Annotated in this window: 12 protein-coding genes and 1 pseudogene; 9 read left to right on the top strand and 4 right to left on the bottom strand. The window is 68.8% G+C overall.

Annotated features, from left to right (window positions below; translation table 11 throughout):
• On the top strand, positions 1–1,396 hold a 1,396-nt coding region (locus VXC91_RS31120), incomplete at its 5' end, for an IS1380 family transposase (protein ID WP_329510687.1).
• Between the two features lie 499 nt (positions 1,397–1,895).
• Here VXC91_RS31120 and VXC91_RS31115 read toward each other — a convergent pair.
• Positions 1,896–2,972 (bottom strand): glycerophosphodiester phosphodiesterase family protein, encoded by a 1,077-nt coding sequence (locus VXC91_RS31115; RefSeq protein ID WP_329510686.1) that lies wholly within the window; start codon positions 2,970–2,972, stop codon positions 1,896–1,898.
• Positions 2,973–3,451: 479 nt separating this feature from the next.
• On the opposite strand from VXC91_RS31115, the pseudogene VXC91_RS31110 reads away from it, so the two are divergent.
• From VXC91_RS31110 to VXC91_RS31100, 3 genes and pseudogenes are all read left to right on the top strand, one after another.
• Positions 3,452–3,790: pseudogene (locus VXC91_RS31110) on the top strand (IS701 family transposase); the annotation flags it as partial.
• Positions 3,791–4,068: 278 nt separating this feature from the next.
• The gene (locus VXC91_RS31105; RefSeq protein ID WP_329510685.1) at positions 4,069–6,120 is read left to right on the top strand and encodes a PA14 domain-containing protein; all 2,052 of its coding nucleotides are present in this window, start codon (positions 4,069–4,071) and stop codon (positions 6,118–6,120) included.
• 330 nt (positions 6,121–6,450) lie between these two features.
• The gene (locus VXC91_RS31100; protein ID WP_329510684.1) at positions 6,451–8,430 is read left to right on the top strand and encodes a sialidase family protein; all 1,980 of its coding nucleotides are present in this window, start codon (positions 6,451–6,453) and stop codon (positions 8,428–8,430) included.
• 1,153 nt (positions 8,431–9,583) lie between these two features.
• Here VXC91_RS31100 and VXC91_RS31095 read toward each other — a convergent pair.
• Both VXC91_RS31095 and VXC91_RS31090 read right to left on the bottom strand, forming a co-directional pair.
• Complete coding sequence (locus tag VXC91_RS31095) at positions 9,584–9,991, bottom strand: type II toxin-antitoxin system VapC family toxin (protein ID WP_329510683.1); 408 nt, start codon at positions 9,989–9,991, stop codon at positions 9,584–9,586.
• On the bottom strand, positions 9,988–10,263 hold the full coding sequence (locus VXC91_RS31090) for a hypothetical protein (RefSeq protein WP_329510682.1): 276 nt from the start codon (positions 10,261–10,263) through the stop codon (positions 9,988–9,990). Before VXC91_RS31090 ends, VXC91_RS31095 begins: the two co-directional genes overlap by 4 nt.
• Positions 10,264–11,311: 1,048 nt before the next feature.
• On the opposite strand from VXC91_RS31090, the gene VXC91_RS31085 reads away from it, so the two are divergent.
• The 3 genes from VXC91_RS31085 (at position 11,312) to VXC91_RS31075 (ending at position 14,430) form a co-directional block, all read left to right on the top strand.
• Entirely contained in the window at positions 11,312–12,631 is a 1,320-nt protein-coding gene (locus tag VXC91_RS31085) for a phosphatase PAP2 family protein (protein WP_329510681.1), read from the top strand.
• Positions 12,632–12,824: 193 nt separating this feature from the next.
• Positions 12,825–13,082 carry a flavoprotein gene (locus VXC91_RS31080; RefSeq protein WP_329510680.1) on the top strand — a complete coding sequence of 86 codons (258 nt, stop codon included), beginning with the start codon at positions 12,825–12,827 and terminating at the stop codon, positions 13,080–13,082.
• Between the two features lie 187 nt (positions 13,083–13,269).
• A complete protein-coding gene (locus tag VXC91_RS31075; RefSeq protein ID WP_329510679.1) occupies positions 13,270–14,430 on the top strand; it encodes a hypothetical protein in 1,161 nt (386 codons plus the stop codon).
• Positions 14,431–14,782: 352 nt separating this feature from the next.
• Here the strand turns inward: VXC91_RS31075 and VXC91_RS31070 are convergent, their stop codons facing one another.
• A complete protein-coding gene (locus tag VXC91_RS31070) occupies positions 14,783–15,889 on the bottom strand; it encodes a PP2C family protein-serine/threonine phosphatase (RefSeq protein ID WP_329510678.1) in 1,107 nt (368 codons plus the stop codon).
• 764 nt (positions 15,890–16,653) lie between these two features.
• Here VXC91_RS31070 and VXC91_RS31065 point away from each other — a divergent pair.
• Both VXC91_RS31065 and VXC91_RS31060 read left to right on the top strand, forming a co-directional pair.
• Positions 16,654–17,106 (top strand): hypothetical protein, encoded by a 453-nt coding sequence (locus VXC91_RS31065; protein WP_329510677.1) that lies wholly within the window; start codon positions 16,654–16,656, stop codon positions 17,104–17,106.
• A gap of 459 nt (positions 17,107–17,565) precedes the next feature.
• The gene (locus VXC91_RS31060) at positions 17,566–19,602 is read left to right on the top strand and encodes a hypothetical protein (RefSeq protein WP_329510676.1); all 2,037 of its coding nucleotides are present in this window, start codon (positions 17,566–17,568) and stop codon (positions 19,600–19,602) included.
• The last annotated feature ends 247 nt before the right edge of the window (positions 19,603–19,849 follow it).

Genomic DNA, 19,849 nt, shown 5'->3' with positions numbered 1-19,849 from the left:
TACCGGGTCGCGCCCCAAGCTCGTCGTCTCGGCCGACGGCCATGGGGTGGTCAGTCATGCCGGGTCCCGGCTGCTGGCCGATCTCGCCGATGCCACCAGCCTGACCGCTGCCTTCACCGATGCGCTGCGCCGACTGCGGCCACGGGGAACCGGCCACGATCCTGGGCGGATCGCCGTCGACCTGGCGGTGATGCTCGCCGACGGCGGCGAGGCGATCGCGGACCTGGCTCTGTTGCGTGACCAAGGTGAGGTGTTCGGCCCGGTCGCCTCCACCCCGACCGCCTGGCGCCTGCTGGCCGGCATCAACCCCGCCGCCCTGGCGGCAATGCGGGCGGCCCGGGCCACGGCCCGGGAAGTGGCCTGGTTGCAGGCCGCCGAGACCAACAACGGCATCCCCGCCGCCCGCGCGGGCGGCCGCGGCCTGCCCGGCCTGGTCCTCGACATCGACGCCACCCTGGTCAGCTGCCACTCGGAGAAGGAGCAGACAGCGCCCACCTACAAGCGCGGCTTCGGCTACCACCCGATGCTGTGTTTCCTGGACAACACCGGCGAGGCCCTGGCCGGGCTGCTGCGGCCCGGCAACGCCGGCGCGAACACCGCCGCCGACCACATCACCGTCCTTGAACAGGCCCTGGCCCAGATCCCCGACGCCCAACGCCACGGCACCGACATCCTCATCCGCACTGACAGTGCCGGAGGCGCGAAAGCGTTCCTGCACCACATACGTGCCCTGCGCTCGCGCGGGATCCGCGCCTGCTTTTCCGTCGGACACCCCGTCACCGAGCTGGTCCGCCGAGCGATCCGGGCCCTGCCCGAGCAGGTCTGGCACCCCGCGCTGGAACAGGACGGCACCTTGCGCCACGGTGCTCAGGTCGCCGAGCTGTCCGGCATGGTTGACCTGGACGGCTACCCCGCCGACACCCGGATCATCGTGCGCCGCGAACGCCCGCACCCCGGCGCCCAGCTGTCGCTGTTCGACATGGACGAGGGCATGCGCCACCAGGTCTTTCTCACCGACACCCCCTACGGCGAAGGCTCCGTGCAGCAGCTTGAGGTCCGCCACCGCGCGCACGCCCGCGTCGAAGACCGCATCCGCTGCGGCAAATCCACCGGCTTCGGCCGCTTCCCCTCCCGCCACTTCCAGATCAACGCCGCCTGGCTCGAGCTGGCTCTGACCGGCGTCGACCTGCTCGCCTGGACTCAAACTCTGCTGCTGGAAGGCGAGCTGGCCACCGCTGAGCCGAAGAAGCTCCGCTACCGGCTGCTGCACGCAGCCGCCCGCATCACCCGCGGAGGGCGCCGCCTCCGCCTGCGGATCTCCGCCGCCTGGCCCTGGCGGCACGAGCTGACCAGCGCATTCACCCGCCTCGCGGCCCTGCCCCGACCAGCCACCTGAACCGCGACGCGTCCCTGCCCGCCCACGACCTGAGGAACCCCTGGAGCACCCGGCCCGAGCGTCGGGCCACAGCCCTGTCCGCATGACGACCAGCAACCGAAATCACGGATCCACCAGCCCAGCCACCCCAAGCGAAATGGGGAGGTTAGGCATCTCCGCGTAAACCCGCCCCGTCATGCGACCCTGGCAGCAGCCGAGACTCGCCCACGCCATGAATGCTCGGAGCGAGCCTCGCCGCCTTCTCCAGGATTCCCTGTACTTCCGCCCCGGACGACATTTGATCACAGTGAGTGACTACCGTACTGAAATGACCGAACCCTTCACTGCCTGGAGGCCCCTCACCGGCATGCCCAACCCTGCCTGACCGAGATGGACCACCGGGTCGGCCACACCTCGAGCACATCCAATTGACCAGCTACGCCGGCAACTTGACGACGCCACTGTGCGCTCCCGGGCCACCGAGCTCCGGGGCGCACACGGTTACGAGTGGTGCGGGTCGTCAGTCACGCGGCGCGGGGTAGGCCTTGGGCAGGCGCATGCCGCGCTCGGCCATGATGTCCCGTACGCGGTTGGGGTAGTCGGTGATGATGCCGTCGATGCCCATGTCCATCAGTGCTTCGATGGTGGCGGGGTCGTCACAGGTCCACGGGATGACCTTCAGACCGCGCTGGTGGGCCTCGCTGATCATTTTCTCGTCAGGGTAGAAGCGGAAATTCGGGTCGGCGATCGTGCCGTTCTGCGGGAAGCCGTAGTTCGGGGAGAGTGCGGTGACGCCGGGGATGGCTGCAGCAGCCTTGACGAAGTCGCCGTCGTAGTCGTCGGCGTCGATGCCGCCGAGCCACGGGGAGGCGCCGGGCTTGCCGACCTGGAGGAAGTCGTAGTTCGTCAGCGCCACCAGCGGGTAGGACGGTGCGAGCTTGTGCATCTCCTTCAGAGCGCCCCAGTCGAAGGACTGAATGGTGACCTGGTTCTCGATGCCCGAGCGGTGGATCTCCTCGTAGACGCGCCGTACGAACAGCTCGCGCGGCGCGGTCTGCTCGGGCGCGCCGGCCTCGACCTTGGTCTCGATGTTCAGCTTGACCTGCTTGGCGTTGTAGCTCTTGACCAGGTTGAGGACGTCCTTGAGCTCCACCATGCGGAAGCCCTTGATCTGCTCCTGCTCAGGGAAACCGGGCAGCTGCTGGTAGCCGCAGTCCATGGTCTTGATCTGGGCCAGCGTCAGGTCCTTGATGTACTTGCCGACATACGGGTACATCGGGTCGCCCGGCGTCACCGGACCGGTGTCCTTGCACTTCTGGGCGCTGATCTGCCGGTCGTGATTGACGACTACTTTCTGGTCCTTGGTGATGTGCGTGTCCAGTTCCAAGGTGCTCACGCCGAGACGCAGGGCCTTGCCGAAGCCCTCCAAGGACTCCTCGGTGGTCAGGCCCAGGCCTCCGCGGTGGGCTTGGAGATCGAAGTGGGTCTTCTGGGGAAGAACCTCGGGCTGCGGGTCGGCCGTTGCCGCCTGGGCGGTTGCCGGGAGGGTGAGCGCCGGTACGAAGGCCAAGGCGGTGAGTGCATGCCGGAGAGACATTTATACCTCGTGTAAATCGGGCGAATCAGACCTCGCGACGCTAAGCCGGAGGTCCAGCCCGTACGAAGCCTGCACATGAGGGGATCGTGAACGCCCGGGGAACGGTGGTGGCCCTGTGGTACGGGCGGACGGCCGTCACGCGCTGGGAGTTGGTGAGAACAGCTCTGAGACGTCGAACCTCCTAGGCGACCATCCGGAGAACGGCAGCGGCCGCGGTGGCGACAATGCCGCACCCGCGCGCGTGTCGGAGGCGATCCCAGTCGGCGCCTGTCGGCACCCGCCCTGGTCAGCTAGTAAATTCAATAGGTGAGCTGGCGAGTGCCCCGGCAGGATTCGAACCTGCGCACACGGCTCCGGAGTGAATGCGCGGATCGCCCCTCACAGCCCTCTGACCTGCGGAGGAGCGTGTCGATGGGCGTCCGTGACACGGAGGTGTGCCGGAAGATGCGACCGGACGAGGCGTCCGTGGTGCGGGATCCGCGCTGCGGGTGCGCCCGGCCGGGGTGCGGATCCGCCGGGCGCACCCCGGGGAGGACCCGCCGGTGTGCCGGCTGCCGGCCGAGTGGCCCGCCAAAGAGCCGGAGCCGGCGAAGTGCTGGCTGTCCACGCTGCCGGCGCATGTCCCGCTGCGGCGCCTGGTGCGGTTGGCGAAGGCCTGCTGGCGGGTGGAGCACGACTACCGGGAGCTGAAGACCGCGCTGGGACTGGGGTACTTCGAGGGCCGGATCTGGAATGGCTTCCACCGGCACCTCGCCTTGGCCTCGGTGGCCCAGGCGTTTTGCACCCTGGAGCGGCTGCGCCCACCAGCCGCGGCCTGACGACCTACCAGGTCGTGACCGAACTCCAGATCTTGCTGGTCTGCTGGGCGGGGTAGTGCCCCACGTGCCGAAGACCCGTATCTCGACACGCCGGTCCCGCCCCGACCTAACCAAGCCCTACTGGTGTCCTGCGCTGTTCACCGGTACGGCCGACGCGTGCCGAACGTCCGTGAAAAAGGGGAGGGGGCGGGGGCAACCCTGCCCCCGCCTCATGGGTCACACAGGCGCCACCTGTTCACAGGTTTTTCAAAGGTCCGAAAGGGGCCCCACTCTCTGTGATGACTCGTACCCGGCTGAGCGCGCTGGCCGCGACGGCCGCCGTCGCCGCCATCAGCGGCCTGATCACCGCCGCCCCCGCCTCCGCGGCCGTCAGCTGCACCTCTCCCGTCTGGAGGGCGCAGTACTTCGGCAACTCCACCTTCAGCGGCACGCCGAAGCTGACTGCCTGCGACTCCGTCATCGCCGAGAACTACGGCTACGGTGACCCGTCCGGCGTCACGCTGCCCAAAGACAACTTCTCCGTCCGCTGGTCCCTCACCCGGGACTTCGGCTCCGGCGGGCCCTTCCGGCTCTCCGCCGCCACGCAGGACGGCATGCGCGTCTACGTCGACGGCGTGCGGAAGATCGACCTGTGGAAGAACGTCTCCACCACCGCTCGCAAGACCGTCGACCTGACCGTCCCGGCCGGCAAGCACACGCTCCGCGTGGACTACGTCGCCTGGACCGGCCTCGCCAACGCCGGGTTCACGTACGCCCCGCGCACTGATGCCGCCGTCGACAGGGTCAAGCCGCTCGCCCCGACCGGCTTCACCGCTGCGTACAACCGGGACACCAGGAAGACCACCCTGCGCTGGGCCGCGAACAAGGAGATGGACCTCGCCGGTTACCGCGTGTACCGCCGGCTGAGCACCACCCAGTGGGCGAAGGTCAACGGTTCGTCGCTGCTCACCTCGCCCTCTTTCGTGGAGGCGACGCCCGCCACGGGCCAGACCTTCCTGTACGAGGTCCGCGCCGTCGACAAGGCGGGCCGCGAGTCCGCCGGCAGCCTCGACGCCACCGCTGTGACCGTGGACCGCACGGGGCCGGCGACGCCGACCGGTCTCACGGTCGCCGGCGACGCCTGGTGGGCCACCCTGGCCTGGCAGGGGGTCGCCGACGCTGCGAAGTACGAGGTGTACGCCGCCCCCGCGGCCACCGGCCCGTTCGCGCTGCTGGGTACGACGACCACGACGTCGTACCGCACCGACGCACCCGTGAACACCGTCCGGTACTACCGGGTCCGTGCCCTCGACGCGCTCGGCAACCCGTCGGCGTACGCCACCGTCACCGGCGACGGAGTCGACCGGACACCGCCGACGAAGTCCCCGACCTCCCTGGGTTCCGTCGTCCGCGTCGGCTACACCGAGGTGTACTGGAGGCAGCCCGACGGCTTCGACGAGGACTTCAGCAACGGCGGGACCTACCGCGTCTACCGCTCGCCCGGCAAGACCCTCGACCCGGCCGCACTCACCCGCGTGACCTGCGCCGAGGGGAGCGACGAGACCGGCACCAGCGGCATCTGCAACGACCTGGACATGCCCGCGGGCACGTATGTGACGTACGCGGTCGCGGCGGTGGACCCGGCCGGCAACGAGTCGGCGCTGTCCGCCCCGCTCGTCGTCCGCACCGGCGACCGCGTCGCGCCCGGTCCGGTGGGGGGCGTGAAGGCCACCCCCCGTGCCGACGGCGTGCTGCTGAGCTGGGCGTCCTCGACCGAGGACGACGTCGAACGCTACGTGGTCTGGAACGGCGCCCGGCAGGCGGACGGCACGGTCAAGTGGCTCAGCTCCACCTCCTGCTGGGAGGGTACGAGCGACCCGCTTGCGGTCCTCTGTGGCGACCTGCCGGACGGCGAGACGTACGTGTATGCGGTCGTCGCCAGGGACCGCTGGGGCAATGCGCTGCCCCCGAGCGACCCGAAGGTCACGGTCGTCGAGGCCACCGAGCTGGACGTCCGACCGTCCGTGACGGTCGTCCGGGACTGGGACCTCGGCAGCTTGGGCTACGGCACTTTGATCGGACCCGACCAGGACGGGCCGTCCATCAACTGGCGGTGCGACAAGACGGCCGTGTGCGACACCGTCGCGGGCTACCGGGTCAGACGGTGGAACGCGGCCACGAAGGCGTACGAGCCGCTGCACGCCGGACTGCTGCCCGCGGAGACCCATGCCTACACGGACACCACGGCCGCGCGGGGGACCACGCACTTCTACACGCTGGAGGCGGTGCGCGCCGACGGCAGCGTCGCGGGCACGCACGTGTGGAGCTGCGTCTTCCAGGACCGCGTCTAGCTAGTACAAGGTCGGCGGAACGGCTTTGGGTTGGAATTTGGCGCGAGTGATCAAGGCCCCGTAAGCTTCCGGCGCGTCGGGCAGGTAGTGGACCTGCCCGGTAAAGCGCGACGTTGGGGCCATGATCTTCGAGGCTCGCGCCAAAGTGGCTCCGCAAAGCCGCAGAACCGACCGCCCCAGCCACGACGTACCCTCACTCTGGCATCAGGCAGCTGCTTGCGGCACTAAAGCGCCACACGTCACCAGACGCGTTGACCGAAATGTGACATGGCGCAGTTGGGACAGCATGGACCGGTTGTCACCGACTGTTGTCCGATTGACGATCCGTTCATGCACCTCAAAACCATGAAGCGGACCCTGCTCGTGCTGGGTCTGAGCACGGCCCTCGCCGGAGCCGCGGCCCTGCCCGCCACGGCCGGTACGGACACCCCGAATACCGCCACCGCGACTCAGTGGCAGCCGATGGGCCCCAACGCCAGCGGCGGCCATCTCGCGTTCACCCCGGCTATGCCGTCTCGCGTCTATGTGCTGCCCGACCGGGGCATGCGTATCGACCGGAGCGACGACCACGGTCTGACGTGGCAGCCGCAGGCCAAGTTCGCAATTCCCAACGGTGTGGGAATGCGGCTGGCGGCCGATCCCCACGACCCGGACGTCGTCTATGTGGCGGGGAGGGTCGGGGGTGGTGGTCAGGGATTTCTGCTGCGCAGCGACGACGGCGCCCGGACGTTCCGCACGATGGTGGACAGCCCCACCGAAATGTCCGATGTCGTGGTGTCGCCTTCGGGACAGTACGTCTACGCGGCCGGTGAGGCAGGGGTGTTCGTCAGTTCGGACCACGGCCTCCACTGGCAGCAGATCCCCGGCTCGCCGAGCGGAGCGACCCGGCTTGTACTCGACGGCAACGACCTGTTCGTCGGCACCGGCAAGGGGATCCACCTCATCGAGGACGCACTCGGGAACGCCGGCCCGGCGCAGAAACTGCCGACGCCCCTTGATCTCTCGGTGGAAAACCTCTCGGCCCGCGGGCCGGCCCTGGTGGCCTCGAACATATTCCAGGGCGCGGTCTTCTCCACCGACCACGGCCGCACCTGGACCCAGCTGTCCGGGCCGTGGGGAGGGAAGGACGCGATCACCTACACCGGGCTGACCGCGACCGGCGAGCTCCAGGCACAGACGGTCGGGGCGGCGGCCGGCGGAAAGAAGGCCACGAAGAACCTGTGGGTCAGCCGCGATCTCGGCCAGACGTGGACCCCTAAGCCAGCAGCCACCAAAGCGCTCGACGTCTACACCGACACCGGCAGCTTCCCGGACCGACCGCAAGAGCAGGTCATCGCGGCCCCAGCAGGGATCTACACGACTTCGGACTCGGTTCGCTTCCAGCGCATCGGCGCGCCTGACGCCGAGGTCGACTCGCTGACCGTCTCGGGCTCCGCGCTCATCGCCGGCACGGCCACCGCGGGCAGTTACCGTTCCACGGCACCCTTGACCGCGAACCTCCAGCCCGGCTACCAGGATTGGGGGTGGACAGGGCAGAGTCCCTTCACCATCGGCAACCAGATCGAAGCGCTGGCTACCGTACCGGGTGAGAAGGCAACCGTGCTGAGGACGCGCGGCGGCCTCTGCATGACCGACTGCTTCGCCTTGGAACGCTCAGCGGACGGCGGGGCCACCTGGCGGACACTGGCCCAGGTCCCCGGCGGGGCGTCGTTCTCGGTGGCTGTCGACCCCCGTGATACGTCGAAGATCTACGCCGCATCCACGTTCCCCGCCGTCGGCGTGTATGCCAGCCAGGACGGCGGTTCGACCTTCCAATTGCACCAGTTCCCGGGGCTGCAAAACGTGTCGTCGGTGGCTGTCGACCCCCGGGACGGTTCCTTGTGGATCGGCGATGTGACCGGCCTTTACCACAGCACGGACTCCGGTGCGACCGGGGTCAAGGTGCTCGACGGAGAGATCTACCGGATTGCGATCGACCCCACCGATCCCAACCACATTGTGGCCGTCGGGAACAACGTGATCAAGGTGAGCCATGACGGCGGCGCATCGTTTAGCGACGCCACCGGCATCCCCGAACTGACCTACGACGACGTCACCTTCGCCCCGGACGGGACGCTGTTCGCCGCTTCGCGCGACCTGTACGGGCCCGGTCAGGGCGTGTTCCGCAGCGACGACGGTGGCATGCACTGGAGCAACAGTGTCTCCGCGCAGCTCCTCGACCCCGACGTGCACTCGGTGCTGGTCTCTCCCGACGGCCATTGGCTGTTCGCGGGCACGGGGAGCGGCGTGTACCGGCTGGCGCTGAGCTGACCCACCTCGCAACAACGACACGCGTCGGGCGCCTCCCGTCCCTGCGGACGTGAGACGCCCGACCCCTCGTGCGACCAACCAAACGTGTTCTCCAGCCCGCCGGTTGCCGAGCACTGGGGACTATGCGGCGTCACCGTAGATAGGCGTCAGGACCGTGTCCACAGCACTACGAGTACGCTCATGACTTGATGGCATCAGGTGCGTGTACACCCGCAGAGTCGGCCCCGGAGGGGCTGACCAGACTCGACGAGCACCAGGTCCGCCGCTACCCCCTCCCGGATCCGCTGGGTTTCGCGTCCTGCAGTTCACGACTCGTGAGGCAGAGCAGATCGGAAGTCGCCTTCGGCTCCTACGCCTATTGAGCAGTCGGCTTCACCGACGGGTTGCAACACATCGGGCGTGTTGCAGCCCCTCGGCGTCCGGACAGCCCGGACACCAGCACTTTGAGCTGTCCAGGCCGTTTATGCGGGTGAGAGGCATAACCGGACAGCCGGACAGGTGGGACAGCGAAGAGTCGCGCGAGGGCCCGCACTCTCGGACGCGGGCCCTCTCACAGCGGTACAGGCGTAACGGCAGAATCCGAACCTGCGCACACGGCTCCGGAGTGATTGCGCTGATCACGCCTCAGAGCCGCTCTGACCTGTGGTGGAGTCGTACAGGGGGTGTCCGGCGACAGCGAGTGTGTCGGAGGTGTCGCGCACCCTCCGAATGATCAATCCGCCGACCGCCTGACGCGGGGCCGCTGGAGTCGGTGCTCCCGGATTGTCGACCATGCAGCCGTCACCGGACGCGTTGCCTGCGGCCAAGCGCCACGATGCGGTGCCGTCGACCAGAGCAAGCCGCGCCGGCGGGGCCGTGGGGAGGAGTCGGAGCTGATCCCTTCCCCAAAGCGCTCAGCTTGGGAAGCAACGGAGCTTGGCTGGACTTAGGGCTGTGACCTGCGGTTTTGTCGAAGTGCTGGGTTGCCGTTGGTGTCTGGAGACACCGCTGGAGACCCCTGTTGACCACCTGAACGGGCACGCGGAGGGCACGCGACTGGGGCGCCGTGGCTGAGGACGGGCACGTGACTCAAGGCGTCCTGCGCGAGTTGGTGCAGTGGGCAGGCTCTCGGTGCCGGGTTGCGGCTGCATACGTCGAGACATTCCGCGCGGTGTCAGACGTCACGGATGATCACGCGGTCGCCGCAGAGCCGGGTCCAGTCGTCGCGGTCGGAGGTCAGGACCAGGGCAGGGGACGGCGAGCGCAGGGCCATGGCGGCGACGAGGGCGTCGATCGCGTACTGGTGCCCGTGCAGTCCGCCGGCATCCCGCAGCAAGTTCACGGCTTCGAGCGAGTCATCCGGCGTCACGGGTTCCAGGCGGAGCCGGGAGAGGTACCACCGCAGGCGCGGCATGTCGGTCTTGCCGTGCACCGCCTCGACGACGGTCAGTGCGGAGACGCGGACCGGGAGCCCCGCTCTGCGGGTCGCCTCGATGCGGGCCGTCAGGGCACGGTCATTGCACAGGAGCAGCGAGAGTGCCTCCGAGTCGAGGACGACCGAGCGGGCGGTCTCCACCTTCACGCGGCGTGCTTCCCCTCGTCGACCTCGCTCCTGGAGTGACCGAAGAGCTCCCGGGACGCGGCCTCGATCTCCGCCTCCGTCAGCGGACCGTGCTCCGCCTCCTGGGCGGCGACGATCTCCGCCAGGCCGTCCATCTCGAGCTGATGCCGGACCGCCTCGGTGATGTAGGAGGACAGGCCCCGCTTTCCGGTCCGCTCCCGCAGCACGGCCACCAGGTCGGCCGGAAGGGAGACGGAGACGTTCTCGGTATGTCCCGCACGCTGGGTTGCCATGCGCCCAATGTACGACAGGAAGTATTACAGCGTCCATCGGCGCTCTGACGGAGCAAGGTCAGGATCCGAGCAGGCGCGCGGTCCACTTACCGGTCTGGACAACAAAGAACCCCCGGGCCTTTGACCTGGGGGTTTCGTGTGGAGCGGGTGACGGGAATCGAACTCGCGCTCTCAGCTTGGGGAAGCGATGGCGCTTGTGCGTCGACATGGCTATTGACCTGCGCAGATCCGCTGTGCTTCCCTCCCCCGTGAGGGCCTGGGGCACCGCTGTTGACTGTGGCTGTCCGCTCTGAAGGGCACACAAGGGCGCGGGTGGCATACAGGGGCGGACCAAGGGGGTATGAGGTGTCTCGGGGCTTTTGGGAGATGCATCGGGATCGCGGGCGAAGTGACCGCTCCGCCCATGTGCATACCTCGACCGGGCCTGCCCCGACAGCGGGCGCCATGAGGCCGGTGCTCCTTGTACGGCGGCCTCGTGCCCCTGCCGGTCCGTAGTGATCCTCGTACGTCCGCCGAACGAACCCCCTGGCATCACCGTCATCGCTGTCGCACCGCGGGTTTCCACGGGCGTCGCCCGCGACGATGTCCGTCCTGCCGCTCGCCGGTGATGTTGTCGGCTGCGACGGCCGCGTTACAGGAAGCGCACCAGTAGGAGAGCACCCTCACGCAGGAGCCGGGGCGTCGTCTCAGGCGGCCTGTGGCGGTGGCGTGACCAACGGTACTGAGAACAGCGGTAGTCGGGCTGTTTGTCAGCGTCGTAGGCGGGGTTGCCACGACGATGTCCCGCACCGGAGCCGGCGGTGGCTCGCGGGACTGGCGACGGACCCGCCGCAATCCGGGCTGTGATCTTTCCGTCTTGCTTCGACGGGCAGCTCTTCGTGAGGGAAAAGCCGTTCCGGCCGGAAGGTGGCGAGCGAAACCCGCCCTGATGACCAATATCTAACAAAGTGGCCAAGAATTGAGATACATACCACCGCAAGACTCCTCGCGAACAAACCGGAGAACCGCGTTCTCTGCGAGGCGTCGACCAGGGGCGAGACTCTGGGCCGTGGCGGGTGTCGCGGCCCTCGGATTCCTCATCGTGCTGGAGTTCGCCGCGCGTCGCTACGGCTTGCCAGGGCCGATCACCAGCCAGGTGCGAGAGGTGGTGGTCGCCCCCAAGTCGGGCGGCATGTTGTACGCCGCCATGGCGTTGATGATGGTGGTCCTCACCTGGCGGCAACGGTTCATCGCGGCGGGTGCGGCGATCGGTATCGACATCGTCTTCTCGCTGGTCCGGTGGGCGGTGGACGCCAAGACGACCGGTGGCCACCCCTTCGGCAACGGCGCATTGTGGGTGATTCTGGGCTACGCGGTCATCGCTGTCACTCGCCGCACCGGCCGGGAACGTGTCCTGCTGTTGAAGGGCGTCGGGCTGGGCCTGCTGCTGGTGGCCGGCCGCAAGACCGGCGACACATGGCTGCTCATCACCTCGAAGACCCGCCCGGCGGTGCTCGACCAGTACGTGGCAACAGCCGATCACGCCCTGGGCAATCCGTCGTGGCTGGTAGGCCGGGTTGTCACGGCCACCGGCCCCATCGGCTTCAATTTCCTCGACATCGTCTACGGTCAGCTCGCGGTGGCCGCAGTCGTCGTCGCGCTGTATCAACTGCGCGGCGTGGCGGTCGAGCGCCGCTTCCCGGGCCATCACCTGGTGCGCACCTTTCTGGTGATCGGCCTTCTCGGGCCGGCCATCTATATGATCTTCCCGGTGGTCGGACCGATCTTCGCCTACGGCGCTGGCACCGAGCACTGGGCGACAGTCAGCCTGTGGGCGCCGGAAATTCCGTCCAGCGGGCACTGGGCGGTGGCCGACCTGTGGCCACAAACGCCGCCGCCGATCATTACCGCGCACCCCATGCCGTTCGACGAGATCACCCCGCGGAACTGCATGCCCAGCCTGCACACGGCGTGGGCTGCCGCGATCTTCATCCATTCCCGGAAGGGCCCACGCATTCTGCGGTACGCAGGCACGTTCTGGCTGATTGCCACGCTCGCCGCAACGCTGGGATTCGGCTACCACTACGGCGTGGATCTCATTGCCGGCGTGGTGTTCGTGCTCACGATCGAGGCAGCTCTGCGGTCGCTCGACCGCGGCTGGGATCGATCAGGGATCCGGCTGGTCGCTTACGGAGCAACGGTCTTCGCTGCGCTGTTGGTGTCTTACCGCTTCCTGCCGTTGAAGATGGCCGAGCATCCGTGGGTGTCCGGACCACTGCTCATGCTGGCGATGACCTCAGTGGTCTACGGCTACGTACGGACCACCGCGGCGTGGGAACCGAGGCCCACACCAGCGCGACAACCGGAACTGCAACCAGAACCGATCTGAATCGTGTTGCACCAGGTTGTCGGCTGCGCGCCGCCCGAGCGAGGTCCGGATGTCGGCGTCACAAGGGCAACCGTTCCATCGAGACGCCGACCTCAGGCCGTTGCCACCCTGCATGAAGCAGGTCCCAGTGGGGGCCGCTCCCTCCTGGACCGGCTGAATAGATCGGGACATCAGCTCAAGGAGCCAGAGGGATGTGGCTGCCCGTATGGGTGCGAGCATCACTCGCGCCATCGGCACCCTCGGTCTGCCAGTTGTCGTCTTCCCCCGGGTGAACGCGGCGCATGCTCGCCACCCCGCCTGGCAAGGCCACATCGACGCTCTTCCGGCCGGGGGAGTGCACGTCGTCTACGGCCCAGACGTCTGGCCACTGTACGAGCCGCGGGAAGCGCCGGCGGGGCGCGAACTCCCATGGGCCGCAGTGCTCGACGCCGTGGAGGAAGCCACTCGATGACGAGTCGTCAACCTTCCTGATCTGCAAGGGAAGAGGACCCGGACACTCTGTCCGGGTCCTCTTCCCTTTCCGGCCGCGTGCTCATTGGCATGTCCCTTTCCGGCCGCGTGCTCATTGGCATGTCAGGGATCAAGCACCGAGAACAACACCCCGGTCGGGCTACTCCTTCGACGTCAAGCTGTGGAAGGTGTCCAAGACCGGGCGCAAGTCCCGCCCGTGGCGTCTCCGGTGGGTGGTCGCAGGGAAGGTGCACGGCGACACCTTCACCACGTCTGCTCTCGCGGAGAGCCGCCGGTCCGAGCTGTGGCAGGCCATGAACCGGCGTGGTGAAGCGTTCGAGATCGAATCCGGGCTGCCTGAGTCCGAGGTGGGCGCGGCGGCCGAAGCTATCGAGGCAGCGGACGCCAAACCGCCGCTGCGATGGTTCGAGTTCTGCCGGAAGTACATGGTTGGGCGGTGGCGCACGGCTGCGGCCAAGACCCGTGAGGGCATGGTCGACGGTCTCGCGGCCGTCACTCTCGCCATGGTCGAGTGTGGGGACGAAGCTCCCGACGACGAGTCCCTTCGGCTGGCCTTCCGGTGGGGGATCGTGCCTGCGAACGCGGGGGAGGACCCGCCGACCGAACTCAAGGCGGCGTACGAGTGGGTCACCATGGCCGACCGGCCGTTGGGTGATCTGGCCGACGCCGAGGTGTTCGAGGATGTGCTGTACCGCGTCAGCTACAAGCTGGACGGCACCCCGGCCGCGGGCGACACGTACAAGCGGCGCCGCCGGGCCCTGAACGCCGCTCTCGAACACGCCGTTGCCACGGGGGAACTCCCGGAGAACCCACTCCAGCGGACCCGCCGGAAGCGTGTCGGCTCCAACGACGTGGTTGACGCGCGCGTCCTGGTGAACGCCGCACAGGCCCGGCAGTTGCTCACTGCCGTCTCCTACGTCGGGTCGTGGGATCGCTGCCGTGGGCGGCGCCTGGTGGCGTTCTATGCGGTTCTGTACTACGCGGGTCTGCGGCCCGCCGAAGCGGTCGGGCTGAGGCTCTCGGACTGCCACCTCCCGGAGACGGGGGTGGGGCACGCTGACGCTGCGGGAGACGCGGCCTGTCTCGGGCAAGCAGTGGACCGATTCCGTGGAGCGCCCCGACCGCCGGGGCCTGAAGGCGCGGCAGGCAACCAGCGACCGCCCGGTGCCCATCCCGCCTGTGGTGGTCGCCATCCTGCGGGCCCACCTGGAGGAGTTCGGGATCGCCAAAGAGGGACGCGTCTTCGGCAACGAGCGCGGGGGAGTTGTCGGCTCTTCCACCTACTGGCGGGTATGGGAGGAGGCGCGGGAGTACGCGCTTCCACCTGAGCGCATGGACTCGCCGTTGGCCGGGCGGCCCTACGACCTACGGCATGCCTGCATCACACGGTGGCTGAACGCCGGGGTGCCGATCGCGGAAGTGGCCCGACGCGTCGGGAACTCCCCGGAAGTGATCCACCGGCGATACCACGGATGTATCGACGGCCACGAGGAAGTCGCCAACGCCCGCATTGCTCTGGCGTTGCGGCAGGAAGGAGACGAGCAGCCGACTTCTGATTGGTGACGCGGGGAAGGCGATGAGCCATCCCCGCGTTAGCCTCGCGCTTTCACGAGGCGGTCTGACTGGCTGGTGATCAAGTAAGCAGAAGGTGCCTCTGACCAGCGAGAAGCGGCTGTTGCGTCAGGCGGTGGAGTGTGATCGACGGAGAACTGCGGCGGCCCCGGGTTCGCAGTACCGGGCGGCACCCGGTTCGTTGTGCGGGACGGACGGCATGTGCTCGATCGCGACCATGGCCGCGTCGTCGGTCAGACGACTGCCGACATGCTCCAGCAAGTCGCGGTGGACGTCGGCGAGAAGTACGTCGGGACTTGATGCGGTACAGGTGGCTATGCGCTCCGCGAGGGGGTAGAAGCTGCCCTCTGTGTCGCGGGCCTCGATGACACCGTCCGTGTACAGCAGCAGCATGTCCCCGATGGCGAAGGGCACGGGGTCGGCACGGCGTGGGCATCCCGTGAGCTCGCACAAGCCCATCGGAGGGGTAGGTTCGCACGCCTCCAGGGTTGTCACCACGCCCTCGTGGAGCAACAACGGCGGCGGATGGCCGCAGTTGACAATGAGGGCGGGACCGTGGTCATCGGGTATCTCCACCACCACGGCGGTGATGAGGTGCTCCGCGATCGCTGTTCCGGGCCCGGGAAGTTCGGATAGTCGGCAGCAGACACTCGCCTCCATGTCAGCGACGATCTCGGGCAGCGGTGCCCACCGGTGCGCGGTCTCCCAGAAGGCGTTGATCAGTCGCGAGGCATCGGGGACCGCTTCCAGCCCGTGGCCGCGGGCGTCTCCCAAGATGATTCGGGTGCATCGGCCGGGCACCCGGGTGACTGCGTACAGGTCACCGCCGACCTGTGCGGCCTCGGCCGCCGCCAGGTAGTGGGAGGCCGTGCGCACGACGCCGACATGCGGCGGCAACGGTGGCAGCAGTACCTGCTGCACCGCCTCTGACACGGTCCGTACGCGTTCCAGCGTGCGCTGGTGCCGCTCCCAGGCGAAACAGACCAGTACGGCCAACGCGGACAGCGCAATCAGGGCGATGAACTGCTGCATGTGGTTCGTCCGGGCCAGTCCGCCGTTGATCTGCGCCAAGGACGTCTGGGCTGCCACAGCGAGTCCCCCGGTGAGCGCGGTCGCACGGATGCCCGCGAGGAAGGGGGCCATCGCCGGGGCGATGGTCAGGAGCTGGCCCCCGTCTATGCTGCCCGGCGCCAGCAGCTCGGCAAGGGTGATCATCGCGACCGCCGTGACCGGGAGGGCAACCCAGGCCGGATTCCTCGCGGCCGGTCGGCCCCGCACCCCCAGGTCATGGACCAACTGAATTCGGCCGCTGCTTTACGAGTGATCACGCGACGTACTGACCGCACCGCGAGGTCGAGGCGCGCAGTGGTGACGGTGACGAGGCTGCGCTGACCAGGGCCCAGATGCAGGGTCGGCCAGCCTGCTCGGCTTGGTCGGTGTGTCGGAGGTGTGTCGCGAACACCGAGAGACGACGAGAGAGGGCGGGAGTCAGTGAGACTGACTCCCGCCCTCTCGTGTCGGCATCCGCCCTGGTCAGCTACCGAATTCAGTAGGTCGTTGGGCGAGTGCCCCCGGCGGGATTCGAACCTGCGCACACGGCTCCGGAGTCCTCGCGCCGCCGACTCTCGATTGTGGCCTTGACCTGCGGATACGCCGATCCAGGATCACGAAACGTGAAATCTCACGCGCCACTCACTCGTGCGGTGCGCAGCCTGGCGGCAGGACAGGGCGCCGAGCTGCGCCCTGTCGTGGTCGGGACGGCTGCAATACCCTCGTGTTGCAGCCTCAGAACCCGGACAGTCGGACACTTTCGCTGTGGGGGTGTCCGGTCCATTCGTGCGGGTCATGGCCCTGACCGGGCAGTCGGACACACGGGACACCCTCGGCGTCAGCTTGGTGAGTCGGATGGGTGCCTTCCCCTCGGTATCGCGCGTCTGTGCGGGCCCTACACTTTCGCCGTCACACGCCTAGGGGGGTACGTGAACAGCGAAGACATACCCGCGCGAAGACCGCGCAGACAACTCATCCTCGTCGGCGCACTTGTCGCGGTCCTCGCGGCGCAGTCCACAGCGCTCGTCATCCAGCAGATACAGATAAGCGACCTCAAGACCCAGCGGGCCACGCCTGGGCCGGCGGGCCCCTCTGGGCCTCCTGGACCCGCTGGACTACCCGGACCCCGAGGCTTCCCCGGCACAGCTGGCCGGGACGGCAAGGACTCCACCGACACCGTCGTCGTCCCGACGCAGGACACGCGCGTCCAGCTCACCGAAACCGAAGCCCCGGCCCACTGCCAGACAGTCGCTGCCCAGGCCTACCCCAGCGGCAGCAACAGCGGCGACCAGTCACTCGACACACTCGCCGACGCCTACACCGCCACGATGCGCGAGAAGACGTTCAAGCAGTGCATGGGCGAGCAGGGCTACCCGCAGTGAGAACGCCGGGGCAAGCCGCCGCACAGGGATCCGCGGCGGCTACCCAATGGCCAGAAGCAGACCTCCGGACCCTGTCGGACCCTGACCGGAGCCAGACGCTTCGCCCGGATCTGCTCCTGCATCTCCACCGTGCGCAAACACGGCATCAACCCCCTCACCACCCCTACGCGACCTCGCCGCCGGACGGCCATGGGTGCTGCCCGTAACCAGCTGAAGCCCCTGGACAGTTACGGATGCACGTCCCATTGGGGATCTTGACGCATCTTCTTTGAACCGGTTTAGATGCTAGGGCTCACCGGGACACGGGGCGAAGACGGAAGGCAGACCGCCGGGTGGGCCACTCCGGGGCGCGGCGCAGCACGGCCCGAACCCGGTTCGCCGGACCGCCTCCATGGGGGCGCCTGGCTGGGATTCCGGAACTCCCGCGTCCCTGTCCGTTCGACCGCTCAGGAGAACTCTGTGCGCAGACACCATCGCTTTGCCGTCGCCGTCGCGGCGGCGTTCGGGCTGCTCGTCCCACTCCTGCCCGTAGGCGCCGCCGCGGCTGCCTCCGGGGAGGGCGCCCGCGAGCTGACCAACCTGGCCCACCTCGACTCGCTCACCGCGACCGTCGCACCGCCCCGGCTGCCCGGGCACGAAACGTACCGCCAGGACGCCATGCCCGACCTGGGTGTTCTGTGGGTGTACGCCGACCACCTGGCGGACGGCACCTACCGCCCCACCGGCGGCGGAACCTACGATCCGGCCTCCGGCACCTACGGCCAGGGCGCCTACGACGCCGACGACATCGCCCGCGCGGCGGTGGTCTACCTGCGCCACTGGCGGGCCGACCATGACGAGCACAGCCGGCGGGAGGCCTACCAGCTGCTGCGCGGTCTCACCTACCTGCAGACCTCGACCGGACCGGACGCAGGCAACGTCGTGCTGTGGATGCAGCCCGACGGGACCCTGAACCCCAGCCCCACCCCCAAGGACAACCCGGACCCGTCCGACTCCGGCGCGTCCTACTGGGTGGCGCGCACCATCTGGGCGCTGGGCGAGGGATACGCGGCGTTCAAGGACGCCGACCCGCACTTCGCGGCGTTCCTGCGCGAGCGCCTCGATCTGGCCGTCGCTGCGGTGGACCGCGAGGTCCTGGTGCGCTACGGGCAGTACCGCACGATCCACGGAGCCCGCGTCCCCGCCTGGCTGATCGCCGATGGCGCCGACGCGTCAGCCGAGGCTGTTCTGGGCCTCAACGCCTATCTGCGCGCCCTCCCTGGACAGGGCAATACGGCCGCCCGCACCACGCTCTCCCAGCTCGCGGACGGCATAGCCGCGATGGGCGCGGGCTCGCCCCGGCAGTGGCCCTACGGAGCCATCTTGCCGTGGGCGTCGTCCCGTTCCGACTGGCACGCATGGGGGGCTCAGATGCCCGCCGCCCTGGCCCTCGCGGCCGGCACGCTCAACCGCCCGCGGCTGCTGGATCCCGCGGTGGCGGACGCGGCCGTGTTCACACCGGCGCTGCTCGCGTCGACCGGACCGGACAACGGCTGGCTGCCCACCCCCACGGACGGTTCGCAGATCGCCTACGGCGCCGACGCCCGGGTGCAGAGCCTGCTCGCGGTGGCCTCGGCGACCGGTTCGCAGGGGCTGCGGCAGCTCGCGGGTGTCGCCGCCGGCTGGTTCTTCGGCCAGAACCCGGCGGGTACGCCGACATACGACCCGACGACCGGCGTCACCTACGACGGGGTGAGCGCGACCGGCGAGGTGAACCGCAACTCGGGCGCCGAATCGACCATCCACGGGCTCCTCACCATGGAGGCCCTGGATGCGAACCCGGAGCTCGCCGGGGTCGCCCGTGCGGCCGGGCACATCGTCGACCGGGACGGCCAGCAGGTCGTCGAGGCGGAGTCCGCGTCCCTGTCGGGCGCCGCGTCGGTGGTGCGGCCAGACAGCGCGTGGACCGGGGAGTCGTTGTTCAGCGGCGGCGCGTACGTCGCGGCCGGGCCGGGCAGCACGCTCTCCTGGCGGCTGCCCGCGGGCCGCGGCCCCCGGCTGGTGCAGCCGGTCGCCGACCTCATCGCGGGCTCGGCCGCGACCACGACGTTCACCGCCGGAAAGGCCCTGCTCGGCACCCTGCGGTACGGCGCGGTGGGCCCCCAGGGCGACGCACCGGCCCCCGGTGAGCTGATGCCGGTCACCCTGGACCGCGAACTCCCCGCAGCCGCGGCCTCGGTGACCGCCACCACCTCCGGGGGCGGCGGCGAACTGGACGCGCTGCTGGTGACGCCGCTTGTGTCCCGGCTGGTGACCACCGGAGGAGGGGGTCACGCGGTCGAGCTCCTGCACAGCGCCGCCCGCACGAACCGCTCGGTCCCGGTCGGCATCCCCGGCTCCGGCCCTGCCGTGGCCCGCAGCTACGACAGCCGTGGCCGGCTGGTGCGGGCCGCCACGCTGACCGCGGGCGGGCCGGTACTCGTGGTCGCAGGGGGCTTCACACTGGTCACGCACTGACCGCCCCACAGGTCACGAGCGCACTGGACGAAATGAGCGCGGGCCGCACGGCGGAATCCCTCTGACCAACTGGAACAAGGGGGGCGGTGCGGAGGCGGCGCGCTACGCCTGCCGTTCCAGGCAACCCGACGGCCCAGGTCGAGACGGTGTCTTCGACCTGGGCCTCAGCCGTTGGCGCAGCTGACGGAACGCGCACATCCTCACGGACCGCTCATCTCTCCAACAGGCAGCCTGATTGGCATAGGAG

It is taken from the genome of Streptomyces chiangmaiensis, assembly GCF_036281785.1.
Taxonomy (GTDB): domain Bacteria; phylum Actinomycetota; class Actinomycetes; order Streptomycetales; family Streptomycetaceae; genus Streptomyces; species Streptomyces chiangmaiensis.
Note: the sequence above shows the minus strand (reverse complement) of the source record. Positions and strands in the feature narration are given on the sequence as shown.

Excerpts from the sequence above, each read along its gene's own strand:
- VXC91_RS31070 (WP_329510678.1), bottom strand. The coding sequence starts at position 15,889 with ATGATCACCCTTGCCGAGCTGCTGGCGCCGGGCAGCATAGACGGGGGC.
- VXC91_RS31105 (WP_329510685.1), top strand. The coding sequence starts at position 4,069 with ATGACTCGTACCCGGCTGAGCGCGCTGGCCGCGACGGCCGCCGTCGCC.
- VXC91_RS31090 (WP_329510682.1), bottom strand. The coding sequence starts at position 10,263 with ATGGCAACCCAGCGTGCGGGACATACCGAGAACGTCTCCGTCTCCCTT.
- VXC91_RS31100 (WP_329510684.1), top strand. The coding sequence starts at position 6,451 with ATGCACCTCAAAACCATGAAGCGGACCCTGCTCGTGCTGGGTCTGAGC.
- VXC91_RS31115 (WP_329510686.1), bottom strand. The coding sequence starts at position 2,972 with ATGTCTCTCCGGCATGCACTCACCGCCTTGGCCTTCGTACCGGCGCTC.